This is a genomic window from Castellaniella sp. (assembly GCF_034674885.1).
GTDB lineage: Bacteria > Pseudomonadota > Gammaproteobacteria > Burkholderiales > Burkholderiaceae_B > Castellaniella.
This window is the reverse complement of the sequence record NZ_JAUCDS010000011.1, coordinates 1-19,185: the sequence shown is the minus strand read 5'-3', so window position 1 is coordinate 19,185 and position 19,185 is coordinate 1. Positions and strand designations below refer to the sequence as shown.

General features: G+C 64.0%; 24 protein-coding genes. 5 read left to right on the top strand and 19 right to left on the bottom strand.

Features of this window, described 5'->3' with window-relative positions; translation table 11 throughout:
* Window position 1: 1 nt before the first annotated feature.
* The 3 genes from rplX to VDP74_RS08075 form a co-directional block, all read right to left on the bottom strand.
* Window positions 2-322, bottom strand: coding sequence for a 50S ribosomal protein L24 (gene rplX / locus VDP74_RS08085; protein ID WP_322999121.1), 321 nt, complete (start codon window positions 320-322; stop codon window positions 2-4).
* A 10-nt stretch (window positions 323-332) separates the two neighbouring features.
* Window positions 333-701, bottom strand: a complete 369-nt coding sequence (rplN, locus tag VDP74_RS08080; protein WP_043678954.1) for a 50S ribosomal protein L14 — start codon at window positions 699-701, stop codon at window positions 333-335.
* A 307-nt stretch (window positions 702-1,008) separates the two neighbouring features.
* Window positions 1,009-2,904, bottom strand: coding sequence for an EAL domain-containing protein (locus VDP74_RS08075; protein WP_322999120.1), 1,896 nt, complete (start codon window positions 2,902-2,904; stop codon window positions 1,009-1,011).
* Window positions 2,905-3,076: 172 nt separating this feature from the next.
* Here VDP74_RS08075 and VDP74_RS08070 point away from each other — a divergent pair, with 172 nt between their 5' ends.
* The 5 genes from VDP74_RS08070 (at window position 3,077) to VDP74_RS08050 (ending at window position 8,284) form a co-directional block, all read left to right on the top strand.
* Window positions 3,077-3,826 (top strand): TetR/AcrR family transcriptional regulator, encoded by a 750-nt coding sequence (locus VDP74_RS08070; RefSeq protein ID WP_322999119.1) that lies wholly within the window; start codon window positions 3,077-3,079, stop codon window positions 3,824-3,826.
* A gap of 214 nt (window positions 3,827-4,040) precedes the next feature.
* A complete protein-coding gene (locus VDP74_RS08065; RefSeq protein WP_322999118.1) occupies window positions 4,041-5,393 on the top strand; it encodes an OmpP1/FadL family transporter in 1,353 nt (450 codons plus the stop codon).
* Window positions 5,394-5,921 carry a DUF4442 domain-containing protein gene (locus VDP74_RS08060; RefSeq protein WP_322999117.1) on the top strand — a complete coding sequence of 176 codons (528 nt, stop codon included), beginning with the start codon at window positions 5,394-5,396 and terminating at the stop codon, window positions 5,919-5,921.
* Window positions 5,918-6,580: a chalcone isomerase family protein gene (locus VDP74_RS08055; protein ID WP_322999116.1), complete on the top strand. Its 663-nt coding sequence runs from the start codon at window positions 5,918-5,920 to the stop codon at window positions 6,578-6,580. Before VDP74_RS08060 ends, VDP74_RS08055 begins: the two co-directional genes overlap by 4 nt.
* Window positions 6,581-6,610: 30 nt before the next feature.
* Window positions 6,611-8,284: an AMP-binding protein gene (locus tag VDP74_RS08050; protein WP_322999115.1), complete on the top strand. Its 1,674-nt coding sequence runs from the start codon at window positions 6,611-6,613 to the stop codon at window positions 8,282-8,284.
* Between the two features lie 3 nt (window positions 8,285-8,287).
* Here VDP74_RS08050 and VDP74_RS08045 read toward each other — a convergent pair whose 3' ends face one another.
* From VDP74_RS08045 to rpsJ, 16 genes are all read right to left on the bottom strand, one after another.
* A complete protein-coding gene (locus tag VDP74_RS08045) occupies window positions 8,288-8,698 on the bottom strand; it encodes a ribonucleotide reductase subunit alpha (RefSeq protein WP_322999114.1) in 411 nt (136 codons plus the stop codon).
* 167 nt (window positions 8,699-8,865) lie between these two features.
* Window positions 8,866-10,653 carry a gamma-glutamyltransferase gene (ggt, locus tag VDP74_RS08040; protein WP_322999113.1) on the bottom strand — a complete coding sequence of 596 codons (1,788 nt, stop codon included), beginning with the start codon at window positions 10,651-10,653 and terminating at the stop codon, window positions 8,866-8,868.
* Between the two features lie 13 nt (window positions 10,654-10,666).
* Window positions 10,667-12,169: a tripartite tricarboxylate transporter permease gene (locus VDP74_RS08035; RefSeq protein ID WP_322999112.1), complete on the bottom strand. Its 1,503-nt coding sequence runs from the start codon at window positions 12,167-12,169 to the stop codon at window positions 10,667-10,669.
* Between the two features lie 10 nt (window positions 12,170-12,179).
* Complete coding sequence (locus VDP74_RS08030; protein ID WP_322999111.1) at window positions 12,180-12,632, bottom strand: tripartite tricarboxylate transporter TctB family protein; 453 nt, start codon at window positions 12,630-12,632, stop codon at window positions 12,180-12,182.
* 47 nt (window positions 12,633-12,679) lie between these two features.
* Complete coding sequence (locus VDP74_RS08025; RefSeq protein ID WP_322999110.1) at window positions 12,680-13,666, bottom strand: tripartite tricarboxylate transporter substrate binding protein; 987 nt, start codon at window positions 13,664-13,666, stop codon at window positions 12,680-12,682.
* Between the two features lie 108 nt (window positions 13,667-13,774).
* Window positions 13,775-14,056, bottom strand: a complete 282-nt coding sequence (gene rpsQ / locus VDP74_RS08020) for a 30S ribosomal protein S17 (RefSeq protein WP_322999109.1) — start codon at window positions 14,054-14,056, stop codon at window positions 13,775-13,777.
* 1 nt (window position 14,057) lies between these two features.
* Window positions 14,058-14,249, bottom strand: coding sequence for a 50S ribosomal protein L29 (gene rpmC, locus VDP74_RS08015; RefSeq protein WP_298014760.1), 192 nt, complete (start codon window positions 14,247-14,249; stop codon window positions 14,058-14,060).
* A gap of 11 nt (window positions 14,250-14,260) precedes the next feature.
* The gene (rplP, locus tag VDP74_RS08010; protein ID WP_322999108.1) at window positions 14,261-14,677 is read right to left on the bottom strand and encodes a 50S ribosomal protein L16; all 417 of its coding nucleotides are present in this window, start codon (window positions 14,675-14,677) and stop codon (window positions 14,261-14,263) included.
* Between the two features lie 2 nt (window positions 14,678-14,679).
* Window positions 14,680-15,471, bottom strand: a complete 792-nt coding sequence (rpsC, locus tag VDP74_RS08005; protein WP_322999107.1) for a 30S ribosomal protein S3 — start codon at window positions 15,469-15,471, stop codon at window positions 14,680-14,682.
* 9 nt (window positions 15,472-15,480) lie between these two features.
* Window positions 15,481-15,810 carry a 50S ribosomal protein L22 gene (gene rplV / locus VDP74_RS08000; RefSeq protein WP_322999106.1) on the bottom strand — a complete coding sequence of 110 codons (330 nt, stop codon included), beginning with the start codon at window positions 15,808-15,810 and terminating at the stop codon, window positions 15,481-15,483.
* A 3-nt stretch (window positions 15,811-15,813) separates the two neighbouring features.
* Window positions 15,814-16,089 carry a 30S ribosomal protein S19 gene (rpsS, locus tag VDP74_RS07995; protein ID WP_298014773.1) on the bottom strand — a complete coding sequence of 92 codons (276 nt, stop codon included), beginning with the start codon at window positions 16,087-16,089 and terminating at the stop codon, window positions 15,814-15,816.
* Window positions 16,090-16,101: 12 nt separating this feature from the next.
* On the bottom strand, window positions 16,102-16,929 hold the full coding sequence (gene rplB / locus VDP74_RS07990; RefSeq protein WP_322999105.1) for a 50S ribosomal protein L2: 828 nt from the start codon (window positions 16,927-16,929) through the stop codon (window positions 16,102-16,104).
* Complete coding sequence (gene rplW, locus VDP74_RS07985; RefSeq protein ID WP_322999104.1) at window positions 16,930-17,226, bottom strand: 50S ribosomal protein L23; 297 nt, start codon at window positions 17,224-17,226, stop codon at window positions 16,930-16,932.
* Window positions 17,223-17,846, bottom strand: coding sequence for a 50S ribosomal protein L4 (gene rplD, locus VDP74_RS07980; protein ID WP_322999103.1), 624 nt, complete (start codon window positions 17,844-17,846; stop codon window positions 17,223-17,225). Before rplD ends, rplW begins: the two co-directional genes overlap by 4 nt.
* Window positions 17,847-17,848: 2 nt before the next feature.
* Window positions 17,849-18,538 carry a 50S ribosomal protein L3 gene (gene rplC / locus VDP74_RS07975; RefSeq protein ID WP_322999102.1) on the bottom strand — a complete coding sequence of 230 codons (690 nt, stop codon included), beginning with the start codon at window positions 18,536-18,538 and terminating at the stop codon, window positions 17,849-17,851.
* 225 nt (window positions 18,539-18,763) lie between these two features.
* Window positions 18,764-19,075, bottom strand: a complete 312-nt coding sequence (gene rpsJ / locus VDP74_RS07970) for a 30S ribosomal protein S10 (RefSeq protein ID WP_291771496.1) — start codon at window positions 19,073-19,075, stop codon at window positions 18,764-18,766.
* Between the last annotated feature and the right edge of the window lie 110 nt (window positions 19,076-19,185).

Here is a 19,185-nt window from a genome sequence, read left to right as displayed (position 1 = left end):
CTTATGCCTTCGCGCCAACGACAGCGCCGTTGGAACGGAAAATGCGGACCTTGGCTCCGTCCACGACCTTGACGCCGACACGGTCGCCCTTGCCGGTTTCGGGGTTGAAGATCGCCACGTTCGAGATGTGGATGGGCAGGGTCTTGTCGACGATGCCGCCGGGCGTGCCCGCCATGGGGTTGCCCTTGGCGTGCTTCTTCACGACGTTGATGCCCTCGACCAGCACGTGGTCGTCATCGACACGGGCCACCACGGTGCCGCGGCGGCTGCGATCGCGGCCGGTCAGCACAATGACTTCGTCGCCTTTACGAATGTTTTGCATGATCTGCTCCTTACAGCACTTCGGGCGCCAGGGACACGATCTTCATGAACTTTTCGGTACGCAGTTCACGTGTGACCGGTCCGAAGATGCGCGTGCCGATGGGTTCGAGTTTCGCATTGAGCAACACGGCCGCATTGCCGCCGAAGCGGATCAGGGAACCGTCTTTGCGGCGCACGCCCTTGGCGGTACGCACCACCACGGCGTTGTAGATTTCGCCTTTTTTCACGCGCCCGCGAGGTGCTGCTTCCTTGACGGACACCTTGATGACATCGCCAATGGCGGCATAGCGGCGCTTCGAGCCGCCCAACACCTTGATGCACATCACGGAACGCGCACCTGTGTTGTCGGCCACGTCCAGCGTGGTCTGCATTTGGATCATGATTTTTCCTGTTCCAACTTAACAACGATGCCCAGAGCATGCACCCCGGACAACGCAGCCAGTTTTGGTCCCGTCAAGCCGACGCACCTTGCTGCGCGCGGGCTCTGGGTCGAAATTCCTGTTTGTGCAAAATGATTTCGCACATAAACGAGATTACCAATCTCGGCCAGGACCTGGCGGCATGCCAAGACCCCTGGGAAGCACCCGATGTCTCGCATAACGCGCCTGGCAAATAGGCCAAGACGGCCATTATAGACACAATCGCTTGGCAAAGACAAGTGTTTTTAGCAATTGATGGTTGTGCGCGTCATCGCGCCCGGGGCAAGGCCCCATATTCGACCACCATGCGGCGGGTAGCCTCGTCGTCGGCGTCATCCACATAGACGCGCATGCCCATGCCGATTGCGGTCTCCGTGACCGCCACCATCATCTGCACGCCGCCCGGGCTGGACAGCAGTTCGCGGACAAAGGCACCACCCAGCTTCACATAGGCGAAATCGACCTCGTGGATCTTGCGCAAGGCGTCGGGCTGCTGGTCCAGCCCGCGCAAGCCGACGGAAACCCCCGTGTCGATCAGGCCGCTGGCAAAGGCCTTGAAGGCATCCAGGTGACGACTCAGGCCATACGCGTCGAGTTCCACCACCACCCGCCGCAGCAATTCGGGATCCGCGTAGGCGCAGATGCGGCGGACTTCGTCCAGGTACTGGGTGTCCAGGATCGAGGACATGGACATGCGCACGACGAGAACGCCGGGATGCTCGCCCAGCCAGCCCAGCGCCAGGGCCAGGGCGCGCATGTCGCAATCGGACGACAGGCCCAGCCGCGCAGCCGCCGGCATGAACAGATAGCCCGAGAGCGGCGGCTGGTCGCCGTCGTCTTCCTGCAGACTGAGGGACGCCTCATGACGATCCGTGACGTCGTCGCCCTCGTATTGGACAGCGCGCACTTCCAGGGACAGGCGGTCATGGTCCAGGGCCTGGGAAATCAGCGTGCGCCACGAGGCTTCGCCCATGCGCAGTTCGCCGGTCTCGCGATCGGCATGCGACAGGAACTCGACTTCGGCGTGGCCCGCGCTTTCTGCGCACATCAAGGCCAGATCCAGGCGCGTCAGGACTTCTTTGGGCGTGCATTGGGCAGTGTAGTCGGTCAAGGCGAACGCCCAGCGCGACAGATTCTGGCTGTCGAGCTTTACCCGCAGCGTCTCGAACAGTTCATGCAGCCGCTGGATGGGGCGCATGACCTCGGGGCCGCCCCCCACCGGAAACAGAATGGCGAAGTCCGCACCGTTCAGTCGGGCCGGCAGGGCATGCGCCTGCGGGTAATCTGCCAGAACCTCGACCAGCCGCCCGCCCAGCAGACGCAGCCAGTCGTCGATTTCCTGGCGATCGCTCTGGTTCTGCAAACGGGCCATGTCGCGCTGGCGCACCAGCAGGACGTAGCCACTGACCGCGCCCTGGCGCGAATCGTCGCGCAGCACCCGCTTGAGTTCATTCAGGAAGTAGGCGCGATTGGCCAGTCCGGTGACCGGGTCCCGGTTGAGCTCGATTTCGAGCTGTTCGATGCGCGCCATCTGCTCGTCCATAGAGGGCGGCACCCGCTCGCGGACCTCATCCAGCAATTCGGCATTCTCGACCGGGCCCGTTTGCTTGACCTTGATTTCGGGCGCCTCCGGCGCGGGCGCATCCAGCATGACACGTCGCAACCGCGACAACAGGGCCGCCAGGAACAGCGCCCAGAAGGCGGCGATCCCCAGGGCCAGCCACAGCCATTGGATGACATGCGCCCACAGGGCGTCGCGCGCGGGCGCAGGGTCCAGGGCCAGGCGCAGCTGCCCCGCCCCCTCGATCTGTCGTTGCGCCTGGTGGGGCTGGATATTGCTCCAGGCGCCAAACCAGCCAGGGGCATTCGCGGCAGCGGACGTTACGCGGCGCGCCTGAAACACCCCGACCCCGTCAGCCGCCTGCAGGGACAGGTCCGCAAACCGCCCCTGCTGGAATGCGGCTTCCAGGACGCGCACCCGCGCAGCCCGATCGGGCTGGGCACTGACCAGCAACGCCAGGGTGGCGGCGGCATTCTCGCCATCGCTTTGCAGTTGACCGTCCAGCTGCCTATCCATCAGCCGGGTGCCCACCGCCAGCATGCCGATCAGAATGCAGGCAATTACCAAAGAGGAAATCACCAGCAGCTGTCGCACGGATGCCATCACGCGTCCTTTATCACTAGTTGTCACGAATCCTGAAAGTGTATCCTTTGCGCTGCAAAACCCCAAGAAGCGCACAGCTCGCCCTGACGCATCGACGGTCATCTAGGGGGTAACACGGATACCGTTTCCGGGCGGCTTGTGTATAGTTTTAAAACAAACGTTTGAACTACACATGACCATCTCCCGATCGACCCTCACCCGCGATGCCATTCTCGACGCTGCCGAACATCTGTTCGCCGAGCAAGGGCATGACAAGACCTCCATGCGCCAGATCACCAAGGCGGCAGAGGTCAACCTATCGGCCGTCAATTATCACTTCGGCTCGAAAGACGCCCTGATCGAAGCCGTCTTCCAACGTCGGCTGGATGCCCTGAACGATGAGCGCCTGCGCATCCTGGACGCCCTGGAGGGCCAGGCCGCAGGCCAGCCGCTGAAGCCCTCGGCCATCGTGGAAGCCTATTTCGGCCCCCTGGTTCGCCATGCCTGCAGCGCCGGGGCGGAACGCCGCGCCTTCATGCCACTGCAAAGCAGCAACCTGTCGGACCCCAACGGCGCGATCAACGCCCTGTTCGAGGCCGAACGCTCGGCGGTGGCCCATCGCTTCACGCGCGCCCTGCTGGCTTCGGTGCCCGGAGTGCCCGAAGCCGAGATCGTCTGGCGCTTCCATTTCATGCTGGGAGCCACGGCCTACGCCATCATGGGCGCCGATAGTTCCAGCCAGGTGATGAATCTGCACGGCGACACCAGCCTGGATGCCGACGTGCTGCTCGATCGCCTGATGGCTTTTCTACTGGGCGGCCTGCGCGCGCCGCTGCCCGCCCAGTCATTGCCCCAGTCCGGCCTGCAGGCTGGACGGGATCGGTCGCTGACCGGACGCGTCGCGGGGGCGACGGACGGATGCGACACCTCTTCACCGCTTTAGGGGGCTTCCATGAAACCAGACGATGAATGACCCCGACCTGACGCCGGCCTGATCCCGGCTTTCCTCTGAAGTGCCCTTGACGCTGTGCTCTTGAGCGCAGCGCGGGGATTTGCACGTCCAAAAACATCCTGCATGCAATGCCCTCCGGCACGGCACGGGGTTCTGCACGCCTGAATTTCAGCAGATGGACCTTAACATCCTTGGAGACAACACCATGACATTGCAACACTCCATCAAGACCTTGTCAGCCCTGATCATCGGCCTGGGCGCTGTCGGCACCGCCTACGGCGCGGGGTTTCAGCTGCTGGAACAGAACGCCAGCGGCATCGGCAACGCCTACGCGGGTTCGGCCGCCATTGGCGAAAACGCCAGCGCCAACTATTTCAACCCTGCCAGCATCACCTTGCTGCCGGGCATGAACGTCAGCGCCGGCGTGGTCGGGATCAAGCCGAATTTCGAATTCTCGGATGGAGGCAGCACCGGCCCGACCACATTCGGTGGCAAGCCGCTGGGGCCGCTGGGCGGCCGGGCAGCCGGCGGTGGCGACGGCGGCAACGCCGGCACCTGGGGCGTCGTCCCCAATGCCCACTTCACCTGGGAAGTGAATCCTCGCTGGTGGCTGGGCCTGAGCGTGGGCGCGCCCTTTGGCCTGATGACCGACTACGAGAAAGGCTGGGCCGGCCGCTATCACTCAGAGAAATTCTCCATCGAAAGCATCAACATCAATCCATCCATCGCCTTCAAGGCTACCGACACGCTGTCCATCGGCGTAGGGCTGAACTGGATGCAGCTGGATGCGGACTACCGGAAGGCACAGTATGCAGCCGTCGTGCATCCCGCGGCCGGCCTGCTTGGAACCGGTGACATGGAAGCCCGCGTCAAGGCCAAGGGCGACGCCTGGGGCTGGAACGCCGGCATCCTGTGGCAGGCCACGCCGGACACGCGCTTTGGCCTGTCCTATCGATCCAAGGTCAAGATCGACGCGGACGGCACGACCAAAGTCAGCAACCGGTCTCTCAATGCCGCTGCGGCAGCGGGCCTCTCGGCCCTGGGCGTCATCGGCACCCACGACGCCGAAGCTTCCATCGAACTGCCCGACTCCGCGATCTTCAGCGTGGTCCACCAGCTGAATGATCGCTGGACCCTGCTGGGCGACGTGGCCTGGACGGGCTGGAGCAGCATCCCGGAACTGAAGATCCAGAACAGCGGCATCCCGGACGCGGAACTGGACCTGCGCTTCAAGGACGCCTGGCGCGTGTCCCTGGGCGCGAACTACAAGTACAGCGAGTCCTGGACCTTCAAGGGCGGCGTGGCCTGGGACCAGTCGCCGGTGCGAAGCGACGCCTACCGCCCGTCCGCGTTGCCCGACAACGACCGCTACTGGGTTTCGCTGGGCGCGAAGTACAACTTCAGCAAAAACACCGCCATCGACGTCGGCTACGCCCACCTGTTCGTGAAGAGCACTTCCGTCAATAATCACTCGGCTGAAGCGACGGCCGGCGTGCTGAAGGGCGACTACAAGAGCAGCGCGGACATCATCGGCGTGCAGTTCTCGCACCGCTTCTAATTGAAGCTGTCTCAGCTGTCCCGCCTGCCGCGCCAGTGGCAGGCGCGCGCCCTGCGCATGGGCTTCAACCTGCACCCGGCCTTCCGCGCGACGGGGGGCCGGGTGGTGTACGTCGCCCCGGACCTGCTGCACATCCGTGTGCGCCTGGCGCTGACGCGACGCACGCGCAACGTGGTCGGTTCGATCTACGGCGGATCCCTGTTCGCCGTCACAGACGGCGTGCATGCCGGCATGCTGATGGCCCGCCTGGGCCCCGACGTGATCGTCTGGGACAAGGCGGCCACCATCCGCTATCGCAAGCCCGCCTTCCACGCGCTGACGGCGGATTTTCGGCTATCGGACGAGGAACTGCAAGACATCCGCGCCGCGCTGGACCGCGACCATGAGACCGAACGCAGCTACCCGGTGCTGTTGAAGGGACCGGACGGCACCGTGCACACCGAGGTGCAGCGCACCCTCTATCTGGCTGACAAGGCCTGGTACAAACATCACAAGCTGCGCAGCAGCGCGGCAGGAGACATCGCATGACGAAGCCATTCATCCCCACCCCTGGCAGCCGTAACACGCATGCGACCGCCGCCCGCCTCGCTGCTCGCGGAGTACGGACCTGGCTGGCAGGAATCGCGCTGGCAGCAGCCGGCCTGTGCGCCACCCCCGCAGCGCGGGCCGTGACGGTGGCGACCGTGGACGTTCCCGCACAACAGACTCTGGCCGGGCAGACGCTGGTGCTCAACGGCGCGGGGCTGCGCCAGCGCTTCGTCTTCCATGTCTACGTAGCCGCGTTGTACCGCCCTCGGGTCACACACGACGCGCAGACCATCCTGGACAGCCGGGAACCGCAGACATTGCAGCTGACCCTCTTGCGCGACATCAACAGCAAGGCACTGACCGACGCCCTGAACGAGGGCCTGAAGGCCAATAATACCGAGGCCGATCTGGCCGCCATGGCCGACACGACCCGGCACTTCGAGACCTTTATGAAAACCGGTGGCGAAGGCGCTTCCGGCGACCAGGTGAGGATCGATTTCCAGCAGGGCACGGTATCGGTATCATTCAAAGGCAAGACCTTGGGCGAAGTCTCCGACCCGCGCTTTGCCGCCGCGCTTCTGAAGGTCTGGCTGGGGCCGGCCCCGGCGCAGGAATCCCTGAAACAGGCACTGCTGGGCCAAAACACCGCTGCCAACTGATTTTTCGCACTCGCAATAAGGAAACGCACCATGGAACGCATCTGGCTGGAACATTACCCAAAGGGGGTGCCGGCTGACATCACCGACCAGGCGGCCGCCTACGCGTCGCTGGTCGACCTCTTCGAGGACAGCTGCCGAAAATACGCCCACAATACGGCGTACATCAGCATGGGTGCGTCCATGTCCTACGCCCAGACCCGCGACAAGGCCCAGGCCTTCGCAGCCTGGCTGCAATCCCAGGGAGTCGGACAGGGCGATCGGGTCGCGCTGATGATGCCCAATCTGCTGCAATACCCAATCTGCCTGTTCGGCACGCTGATGGCAGGCGCCGTGGTGGTCAACACCAACCCCCTGTACACCGCCCACGAACTGCAGCACCAGCTGGCCGACTCGGGCGCCACCACCGTGGTCGTGGCCGAAAATTTCGCCGGCACGCTGCAGCAGGCCCTGCCGGGCACGGCCGTCAAACGGGTCGTCGTCACATCCCTGGGGGAAATGCTGGGCTTTCCAAAGGGCCTGATCACCGACCTGGTGGTGCGCCACGTAAAGAATCTCGTGCCAGCCTGGCACATCCCGGGGGCCTTTCGCCTGCACAAGGCGCTGGCAGCCGGCGCACGCGCGCCCTACCACCGCCCCGCCCTGTCGCGCAACGACCTGGCCGCCCTGCAGTACACCGGCGGCACCACGGGCGTGGCCAAGGGCGCGATGCTCAGCCACGGCAATCTGGTGGCAAACGTCTGCCAGGCCCACGCCTGGATCAAACCCTTCTGCCGGGGCGAGCAGGAATGCATCGTCACCGCCCTGCCGCTCTATCACATCTTCGCGCTGACGGCGAACTGCCTGACCTTCATGAAACTGGGCGCCAGCAATCTGCTGATCGTCAATCCACGCGACATTCCGGGCCTCGTGAAAGAGCTGGGCACCGTGAAATTTACCGCACTGACCGGGGTGAACACCCTGTTCAACGCTTTGTTGAACCATCCGGATTTCGCCAAGCTGGACTTCAGCAGCCTGCACACCACGCTGGGCGGCGGCATGGCCGTCCAGGAAGCCATCGCCACACGCTGGCTGAAGGTCACCGGCAAACCTATCGCCCAGGCCTATGGGCTGACGGAAACCTCGCCAGCCGTCACCATCAACCCGCTGGACAAGGTCGATTTCAACGGATCCATCGGGCTGCCCGTGTCATCGACCGACGTGGCCGTCCGCACCGACAACCGCACCATGGCCATCGGGGAATCCGGCGAGATCTGCGTCAAAGGCCCCCAGGTCACGGCCGGCTACTGGAACCGCCCGGAAGAAACCGCCAAGGTCTTCGACGCCGATGGCTGGCTGATGACGGGCGACATCGGCTACATGAACGACAAGGGCTACGTCTTCCTGCTGGACCGCAAAAAGGACATGATCCTGGTGTCGGGTTTCAACGTCTACCCGAACGAGGTCGAGGCCGCCGCCATCGAGCACCCCGGCATCCTGGAAGCCGCCGCCATCGGCGTGCCCAACGGGCCTTCCGGCGAAGTCGTGAAACTCTACGTGATCCGCAAGGACCCGACCCTGACCGAGGCCGACGTCATTGCCCACTGCCGCAAACTGCTGACCGGCTACAAAGTGCCGAAGTTCGTGGAATTTCGCGACGACCTGCCGCGCAGCAACGTGGGCAAGATCCTGCGCAAGGAACTGCGCAACAAGGACACGACCACCTGACGATCACGCCGCCCCGAACACCAGCGGGTCTCCATCGCGGTCAAACGCCATCAAGGACCCGACGGTGCCGTACTTGATCATCTGCGTCATGCGCTGGAAGGCCTGGTCCACGTCCTTGTTGTCCGGCAGATAGGCGGACTGGTCCGCCATGGCGGCGACGAACATCACCTGCCAGTCCTGGCCGGTCTGGCGGGATTCCCGCACCAGACCGGCAAAGTCCATCAGCTCGGCGGGGGTCTTGTCCACGCACAACAACGGGGTCAGCTCGCCGCCCTCGCCCCGGGCGTGGCTGGCCTTCTGCGCCGGCGTGGCGTCATCGGGCACGCTGCTGGTGGCAAACACGAACAACAGGCGCTGTGGTTCGGGTTGCAGGCGGGCAGCCTGCAGCAGATCGTCAAAACAAGTGATGTCCATGAAAAGGAATCTCGCGGCTGGGGACAGGCTTCATCCTACCCGATCCCCGGTTCGTGGTGTCCCGACGAACCGGGATGCCGCATGACTGCTTGACGCAGATCAGCGGCTTCCTCGCGCAAATCAACTGCCTCCTGCCGGCGGTGCTGCTGGTCCTGCGTGCAGCGGGCTCACCAGCCGAGGGCCGCCCCATCCGGATTGCGCGGGTCCGCAGCGCCGTACATGACCCCGTCGCGAATCTGGATGGTCTGCGTCTTGCCCATCGTGGGCATGACGGCGATATGCTGGCCGTAGCTGCGCAGCAGCGCCAGGGTGTCGGGGCTGAAGCCCTTTTCCACCCGCAGCTGATCGGGCCACCATTGATGGTGGAAGCGGGGCGTGGCGGCGGCCTCGGCCGGATTCATCCGGAAATCGATGGCGTCGACCACGGTTTCCAGGACGGTGGTGATGATGCGAGCGCCGCCCGGGCTGCCGGTCACCAGCCACGGGTGGCCGTCTTTCATGACCAGTGTCGGCGTCATCGACGACAGCGGCCGCTTGCCCGGTTCGATGGCATTGGCCTCGCCGCCGATCAGGCCATATACGTTGGCCACGCCAGGCTTGGCCGAAAAGTCGTCCATCTCGTTGTTGAGCAGGATGCCGGTGCCGTCCGCCACGATGCCGCTGCCAAAATTGGTATTCAGCGTGTAGGTCACCGCCACGGCATTGCCGGCTGAATCGACGGCCGAGAAATGCGTGGTCTGATCGCTTTCATAAGGCTGGGGCTTTCCTGGCCGGATCTCGGACGAGGGCCGCGCACGCGTGGCGCTGATGGTGGCAGCCAGTTCGCGGGCATAGGCCTTGGACGTCAGGCCCGCCACCGGCACCTTGATGAAATCAGTATCCCCCAGGTATTCCGATCGATCGGCATAGGCGAGTTTCATGGCCTCGGCCATATGCTGGATGGTCTGGGCGCTGCCAGCCCCCCAATCGCTGATCGGCCAGCCTTCCATCATGTTCAGGATCTGCACCAGATGGATGCCGCCGGAACTGGGGGGCGGCATCGTGACAATGCGATAGCCCCGGTAATCGCCCACAATCGGGGTGCGTTCGACCACACGGTATTGCGCCAGGTCCCGCATCGTGATCAGGCCACCATGGCGCGCCATTTCCGCCGCAATCTTCTGGCCGATCGATCCGCGATAAAAGGCGCCGGCCCCCTGGCTGGCAATCAGGCGCAGGGACTGCGCCAGGTCTTTTTGCACCAGCCGATCACCTGCCTTCAGGGGCTGGCCGTCACGCCAGAAAATCGCCTGGGTCGCCGGCCACTGGCCCATGGTCTTGGCGGTCTTGTCCAGGGTCTCCGCCAGCGTCCGGCTGACCGGATAGCCGTTTTCCGCCAGGCGGATGGCGGGCGCCAGCACCTGCGCCAGGGTCAGCTTCCCCCAGCGCCGCTGGGCATGCGCCAGGCCCGCCACGCTGCCTGGCACCCCCACGGCCAGATGCGTGAACAGCGACCGGCCATTGACGACCTTGCCCTGCGCATCCAGGTACATGTCGCGCGCGGCATGACTGGGGGCCATTTCCCGGAAATCCAGGGCGATGTCCCTGCCATCCTGAGCGGTATGCACCATCATGAAGCCACCGCCGCCGAGATTGCCGGCATTGGGCAGAACCACAGCCAGCGTAAAGCCCACCGCGACAGCGGCATCGATGGCATTGCCTCCGGCTTTCAACATTTCCAGGCCAGCCCGGCTGGCCAGTTCCTGTTCGGACACCACCATGCTGCGGCGGGCGACAATCGGATGGAACACGTCCATGTCGAAGTCGTAGGCCGCAGCGGCAGCCGTCGCCGCCGCCGTGGTGGTCGGCGCAGTGGCTTGCGCGCCGGATGCGGCATCCGGCGGTGGTGGCGTTGCGCAGGCAGCCAGCAGCATGGCCAGCAAAACGGATGGAATCAGGCGACGACAAGACAGCATCACGGTGTTCTCCTCACTCTTCGACGAAAGCCTCGTCGCGCTTCTTGCGGATCACCGGCACGGCGATCAGCACCAGCAGTCCGGCCGCCACCAGCAGCAGGGACAAGGACACGGGCCGATTCAGGAATGTCGTGAAATCACCGCGCGACAGCAGCAGGGCACGGCGGAAGTTCTCCTCCATCATCTGGCCCAGTACCAAGCCCAGCAGCAACGGCGCCGATTCGCAGCCCAGCCGCGCCCACAGATAGCCGGCCGCCCCGAAGAGCGCGAGGGTCCAGACGTCGAACAGACTGTTGTCCAGAGAATAGACGCCAATGGAGCAGAACACCAGGATGGCCGGGAACAGCACCCGGTAAGGCAGTTTCAGCAATTTGACCCACAGCCCGATCAGAGGCAGGTTCAGGATCACCAGCATCAGATTGCCCACCCACATGGACACCACCAGGCCCCAGAAGACTTCCGGGTGCCCGGTCATCACCCGAGGGCCGGGCTGCACATCATGGATGATCATGGCACCCAGCATCAGGGCCGTGACCGCGTTACCGGGAATGCCCAGGGTCAGCAGAGGAATGAACGAGGTCTGCGCTGCCGCGTTATTGGCGGATTCGGGGCCCGCCAGGCCGGCCGGATGCCCGTGGCCGAACCGATCCGGATCCCGCGCGATCTTCTTTTCCAGGGTATAGGATGCAAAAGACGACAGCACCGCGCCACCGCCGGGCAAAATCCCCAGGATCGATCCCAGAAAGGTGCCGCGCACGCTGGCTGGCCAGGATTCGCGGAACTCCTGGCGGCTGGGATAAAGCGGCCCGACCTTGTCCATGACCTGGACGCGGCGTTCGCGCTGTTCCAGATTGGCCATGATCTCGGCCAGACCGAAGATGCCCATGGCCACCACGGCAAAATCCAGGCCATCCTGCAACTTCAGGAAACCCAGATCGAAACGCGGCATGCCGGAATTGACGTCGGTGCCGATCATGCCCAACGCCAATCCCAGGATCGTCATGGCGATCGCCTTGAGCAAGGATCCCGAGGCCATGACCACGGCCGCCAGCAGGCCCAGTGCCATCAGGGAAAAATATTCGGCCGGCCCGAACTTGAATGCCACCTGGGCCAGCAGCGGCGCGAACGCCGCCAGCAGCACCGTGGCCACGCAGCCGGCAAAGAACGACCCCAGTGCGGCAATCGCCAGCGCCGCGCCGGCGCGGCCCGCCCGGGCCATCTGATATCCATCCAGCACCGACACCACCGAGGACGTCTCGCCCGGCAGCGCCACCAGAATGGCCGTGGTCGACCCGCCGTACTGCGCGCCGTAATAGATGCCGGCCAGCATGATCAGCCCGGCCTCGGGCGGCAGCACGTAGGTGATGGGCAGCAGCATGGCGATGGTCGGCACCGGACCGATGCCAGGCAGCACGCCGATCAGGGTTCCCAGCAGGCAACCCAGCAGGCAGTAGCTGAGATTCTGCAGACTGAACGCCACGGACACGCCCAGCGCCAGATGATCCAGCCATTCCATCGCGCCCCCCTCAGCCCAGCCAACCGGCCGGGAACACCAGACCCAGGCCTTGGATGAACACCAGCCAGACGAACGCCATCATGCCCAGCCCCACCAGAACGGCCACCCTCCAGTCGAAGTCATGGCCAGCCATGCTGCTGACGAAGACCAGGATGAACACGGACGACAAGACACCCAGCGTCGGCAAGGCCACGGCAAACAGGCAGACCGCGCCCAGCACGATACCGGCCACTCGCCAATCCGGGCGCCGGATGGACGCACGCTGCGCCCTGGACCGACAGGCCTGCCAGGCCAGGGCCGCACCCAGCAGGATCAGACACAGGCCCAGCAGGGCCGGGAAATACCCCGCCCCCATGCGACTGGCCTGCCCGATGGGGTAGCGCAGCGCGCCCAGCCCGAAGGCCAGGCCAGCACCGACGAACAGGACACCCGCCCAGAAGTCGGGTTGATTTCGGATGCTCAAGCGCATGGCGTGTCCGTCATGTCCGGCAGGCGGCAACGTGCTGCGCCTCAGTTGTCAAAGCGGATGTTGTTGGCCTTGATGACCGGCGTCCAGCGTTCCAGATCGCCCTGCACGACGGCCTGCATCTCGGCGGGCGTGCTGGCCACGGGCTCTTCATGCAGCTTGGCCAGCTGCTTGACGACGGCCGGGTCCTTCAGCATCTGCACGACTTCCTGGGTAAAGCGGTCCTCGGCAGCCTTGGGCGTGCCATGCGGCGCGACGAACCCCATCCAGGCGTCCGCTTCGATGCCCTGCACACCCGATTCCGCCAACGTCGGCAACTTGGGCAGGATGGCAGATCGTTTGGCGGTGGCAACGGCCAGCGCCCGCAGCTTGCCGGATGCGACCTGTTCCATCACCGCAGCGGCCGGCAGGATCCCCATCTGGGTCTCGCCCGACAGGATCGAGGTCACAACCTGGGCAGACGTCGAATACGGCACGTGGACGATGTCCGTGCCGCTGGTCGCAGCCAGCGCGGCCATGGCCAAATGGGAAATGCTGCCCACGCCCATGGATCCGTAGTTATAGTCGCCCGGCCGGGCGCGCAAGGCCTTGAGCAAGTCGTCGACACCCTGGGCATCCAGCGACGGCGCCACCACCAGCACGCTGGGCTGCGTGGCCGCGATGGTCAGGAAATCGAGATCCTTGGCCGGTTGATAGGGCAATTTAGGAAACAGCACCGTGTTGGCCGCCAACGGCCCGGAGATCGTGATGCCAAAGGTATAGCCATCCGGTGCGGCCTTGGCCATGGCAGCGGTACCGATATTGCCCCCTGCCCCGGCCTTGTTCTCGACCACGACCGGCACGCCCAGCTTGGGGCCGATGTAATCGGCGGTCATGCGCGCCATGGTGTCAGGCGTCGAGCCGGGACCAAAGGGCACCAGGATCCGGATCGTCCTGGATGGCCAGGTGTCCGCATCCGCAGCCTGCGCAGATACGGTTCCCAGACTGGACAAACAAATGGCGGCCGCGCCGAGCAACTTCAACAGTTTCATGCGTGTCTCCTGAATATAAAAAAAACCCCGCTCGCGGCGGGGTCTGGTCCACAGCGTGGAGGCTGTGGGGTCGGCAATGACGCCCGAGACCGGGCGTCACCCGCATCATCAGATGATGCGCACGGCCTCGATCAGGCGCACCACCGTCCAGGATTTGGACTTGGAGATGGGACGACCTTCGGCGATTTCCACGGTATCGCCCTCGTTGTACTGGTTGGATTCGTCATGCGCCTTGTATTTGGCGGTGCGGTTGACGAACTTACCCAGCACGGGGTGCTTGACGCGGGTCTGGACGCTGACGACGATCGTCTTGTCCATCTTGTTGCTGACGACCTTGCCGACCAGCGTGCGCTGACGCTTGGTGGTGTCTTTCTGGGTTTCGGTGGTCATGTTACTTTCCTGCGTTCTCAGTCATGATGGTGCGGATGCGCGCGATGTCGCGACGCACCTTGCCCAACTGGCTGGTGTTGGAAAGCTGCTGGGTGGCACGCTGCATGCGCAGGTTGAATTGTGCCTTCAGCAGGCTCTCGAGCTCGGTCTGGAGCCCGGCGGCGTCTTTTTCGCGCAGTTCACTGGCTTTCATCTATGTACCCCTTAGGCGCCCGCGCGACGCGACACGAAGGTCGTGCGCAGGGGCAGCTTGGCGGCGGCCAGGCGGAATGCTTCGCGTGCGACGTCTTCGGACACGCCTTCCATTTCGTACAGCACCTTGCCAGGTTGAATTTCGGCGACCCAGAATTCCGGGTTGCCCTTCCCGTTACCCATCCGGACTTCGGCGGGCTTCTGGGAGATGGGCTTGTCCGGGAAAATCCGGATCCAGATACGGCCACCACGCTTGATGTGGCGGTTGATGGCACGACGAGCAGCCTCGATCTGGCGAGCCGTCAGACGGCCCCGATCGGTGGCTTTCAGGCCGAACTCACCAAAAGACACGTTGGTGCCGCGCGTCGCCAGGCCGGTGTTGCGGCCTTTCTGCTCTTTGCGGTATTTCCTGCGGGAGGGTGACAACATGGTTATTCTCCTTCGGGCGCGGGAGCTGCCGAGGCGGCATCGCGGCGCGGGCCACGGCCACGGCCGCGGTTGTCGCCAGGACGGCCAGGGCGGTCGCCACGCGGGGCGCGGCGCGGACGGCGCTCTTCATCGCGCGGGGCTGCGGTTTCCACGGGCAATTCGCCATTCGGCTGCATGTCGCCCTTGTAGACCCAGACCTTGACACCGATGATGCCGTAGGTGGTCTGGGCTTCGGACGTGCCGTAGTCGATGTGGGCGCGCAGCGTGTGCAGAGGCACACGGCCTTCGCGATACCATTCGGTACGAGCGATTTCAATGCCGTTCAGACGACCCGAGGACATGATCTTGATGCCCTGGGCGCCCAGGCGCATGGCGTTCTGCATGGCGCGCTTCATGGCGCGGCGGAACATGATGCGCTTTTCGAGCTGCTGGGTGATCGAGTCGGCGATCAGCTGCGCGTCGGTTTCCGGCTTGCGGATTTCCTCGATGTTGACGTGCACGGGCACGCCCATCAGGCGCTGCAGGTCGGCCTTCAGCGTTTCGATGTCCTCGCCGCGGCGACCGATCACCACGCCCGGGCGGGCCGAGTACACGGTGATGCGGGCGTTCTTGGCCGGACGCTCGATGACGATGCGGCCCACGGAAGCGGATTTCAGTTTCTTCTTCAGGTATTCACGCACACGAATGTCTTCGGCCAGCATGCTGCCGTAGACCTTGTCGTTGGCGTACCAGCGAGAAGTCCAGTTGTGGTTGACCGCGAGGCGGAACCCGATTGGGTGAATTTTCTGTCCCATTGCGACTCCTTAGGCCCCGACCTTGACCACGATGTGGCAGGTCTGCTTTTCGATGCGGTTGCCCCGGCCCTTGGCGCGGGCCGAGAAACGCTTCATCGACTGGGCTTTGTCGACATAGATCGTGGTGATCTTCAGTTCGTCGATGTCGGCACCGTCGTTGTGCTCGGCATTGGCGATCGCCGATTCCAGCGCCTTTTTCAGGATGCCGGCGGCCTTCTTCGGGCTGAAGTTCAGGATATTGAGCGCGTGCGCCACGGATTTTCCGCGGATCAGATCCGCCACCAGGCGGGTCTTCTGGGCGGAAATATGGACGCCGCGAATGATTGCGGTGGTTTCCATGGCTTACCTCTTGGCCTTTTTGTCCGCCGCGTGACCCTTGAAGGTGCGCGTCAGGGCAAATTCACCGAGCTTGTGACCGACCATGTTCTCGTTGATGTAGACGGGAACGTGCTGGCGGCCGTTGTGCACGGCAATGGTCAGCCCGATGAATTCGGGCAGGATGGTGGAACGACGCGACCAGGTCTTGATCGGCTTCTTTTCTTTGCCCCCGACGGCGGCATCGACCTTCTTGATCAGATGCGCATCGACGAACGGGCCTTTCTTGACAGAACGTGACATAGTGTTCGCCCCTTATTTGCGCTTGCGGCGCGAGACAATCATATTGTCCGTGCGCTTGTTACGACGAGTCCGATAGCCCTTGGTGGGAGTACCCCACGGGCTGACGGGTACGCGGCCTTCGCCAGTGCGGCCTTCGCCGCCACCGTGCGGGTGATCCACCGGGTTCATGGCCACGCCACGAACGGTCGGGCGGATACCACGCCAGCGCACGGCACCGGCCTTGCCGATCTGGCGCAGGCTGTGGTCGCCGTTGCCGACTTCACCGATGGTGGCGCGGCAGTCGATGTGCACGCGGCGGACTTCGCCGGAGCGCAGTCGGACCTGGGCGTACACGCCTTCGCGAGCCAGCAGCACGGCGGAAGCACCGGCCGAGCGAGCGATCTGGGCGCCCTTGCCAGGCTGCATTTCGATGCAGTGGATCGTGGCACCGACGGGGATGGCGCGGATCGGCAGGGTGTTGCCGGCGCGGATCGGAGCTTCCAGGCCAGAGACGACCGTGGCACCGACTTCCAGCCCACGCGGGGCGATGATGTAGCGGCGTTCGCCATCGGCGTAGCACAGCAGGGCCAGGTGGGCCGTGCGGTTCGGGTCGTATTCCAGGCGCTCGACGCGGGCGACGATGCCGTCCTTGTTGCGACGGAAATCGACGACGCGATAGTGCTGCTTATGACCACCGCCACGATGACGCACGGTGATGTGGCCGTTGTTGTTGCGGCCGGAATTGCGCGATTGGCTTTCCAGCAGGGGCGCATAGCCCGGGCCTTTGTGCAGTTCAGGGTGCACGACCTTGATCATGCCCCGACGGCCGGCGGACGTGGGTTTGACTTTTACCAGCGGCATTTAGTTCACCTCCGAAAAGTCGATTTCCTGCCCGGCCTTGAGCGACACATAGGCCTTGCGTTCGTTGCGGCGACGGCCCATGAAGCGACCGAAGCGCTTTTCCTTGCCCTTGCGGTTCGCGACCTGCACGGACGCGACTTCGACCTTGAACAGCAGTTCGATGGCGGCCTTGATCTCGGGCTTGGTGGCGTCGGCAGCGACGCGGAAAGCGACCTGGTTGTTCTTTTCGGCGATCATCGTGGCCTTTTCAGTGACCACGGGCGCCAGAATGACTTGCATCAGACGTTCGGCATTCATCCCAGCAACTCCTCGAGTTGGGCGATCGCCGGCTTGGTGATCAGCACTTTCTTGTAGTGGACCAGGGACAGCGGATCGGCATAGCGCGTTTCAATCACTGCCACGTGGGGCAGGTTGCGCGTTGCGAGATAGACGTTTTCGTCCAGCGCATCGGTGATGATCAGGACGGACTCGGAAATGCCCAGGTCCTTGAGCTTGGCGGCAGCCAGCTTGGTCTTGGGGGCTTCGAGGGTGAAGCTTTCCAGCACGGCCAGACGGTCTTCGCGCACCAGCTGCGAGAAAATGGCGCGCAAACCGGCGCGGTACATTTTCTTGTTGACCTTGTGGCTGAAGTTTTCGTCGGGCGAATTCGGGAATGCACGGCCACCCCCACGCCAGATCGGCGAGGAAGTCATCCCGGAACGGGCGCGGCCGGTGCCTTTCTGGCGCCACGGCTTCTTGGTGGAGTGCTTGACGGTTTCGCGGTTCTTCTGAGCGCGGTTACCCATGCGTGCGTTGGCCTGATAGGCCACGACGATCTGGTGCACCAGCGCTTCGTTGAATTCGCGGCCGAAGATGTCATCGGCGCCGGCCACGGTGGCCGAGGATTGACCCTGATCGTTCAGGAGCTTGAGTTCCATGATTAGGCTCCTTTCTTGGGCGTGGCCTTGACGGCCGGACGCACGACGATGTCGGCGTTCTTGTGGCCCGGGACAGCGCCCTTGACCAGCAGCAGACCGCGCTCGACATCTACGCGCACCACGTCCAGGTTCTGGACGGTGCGGGTCACGTCACCCAGGTGGCCGGACATTTTCTTGCCCGGGAAGACGCGACCGGGATCCTGGGCCTGGCCGATGGAGCCGGGCACGCGGTGCGAGCGAGAGTTACCGTGCGAGGCACGCTGGGATCCGAAATTGTGGCGCTTGATCGTGCCGGCAAAGCCTTTACCGATCGAGGTGCCGGTCACGTCGACCTGTTCGCCGACCTGAAAGACGGATTCCACGGACACGACGGCGCCAGCCGTGAACTCGGCGGCACGGGCGGGATCCAGGCGGAATTCCTTCAGGATGGAGCCGGCTTCGATGCTGGCTTTGGCGTAGTGGCCGGCTTCGGCCTTGGTCACGCGGGAGGCGCGGCGGCTGCCGTAGGCCAACTGAACGGCGGCATAGCCGTCGACTTCAGGCGTCTTGACCTGGGCGACGCGGTTGTTGGACACGTCCAGCACCGTCACCGGGATGGAATCACCTTCCTCGGTAAAGATGCGGGTCATGCCGACCTTGCGCCCCACAAGCCCGAGGCGCCAGGCCGCGGGCGTAGGTGTCGAATTCGACATTGTTTTCTCCGGGGTATTGTTACCCTTAAGCTTAAATCCCGACTGCGATTGGCCGGGGCTCGGATACCGTCTTGCGACGATATGGCCGTACCGAAAACCGATACGACAGCTCGCCACCTGAATAAACAGACGGCGAAGCCCAGGATTCTAACATGAAAAAACCGCCCTGCCTAGACAGCAGGGCGGTTTTCGGATCGGCACCCCGCCAGGGGCTGCGAATCCGGATTACTGCAGCGCGATTTCGACGTCGACGCCGGCCGGCAGGTCCAGACGCATCAGGGCGTCCACGGTCTTGTCGGTCGGATCCACGATGTCCATCAGGCGCTGGTGCGTGCGCATTTCGAACTGATCGCGCGAGGTCTTGTTGACGTGCGGCGAACGCAGCACGTCGTAGCGACGGATGCGCGTGGGCAGCGGCACGGGACCACGAACCACAGCGCCAGTGCGCTTGGCCGTCTCGACGATTTCGGCGGCCGACTGATCGATCAGCTTGTAGTCAAACGCCTTCAGGCGGATGCGGATTTTCTGGCTTTTCATGGGTATCCCTAAAGAACGAGTCTGGGCGGGGGCACTGCCCCCGCCAGCGCATCAATTACTTGATGATTTTGGCGACGACGCCGGCGCCCACGGTGCGGCCGCCTTCGCGG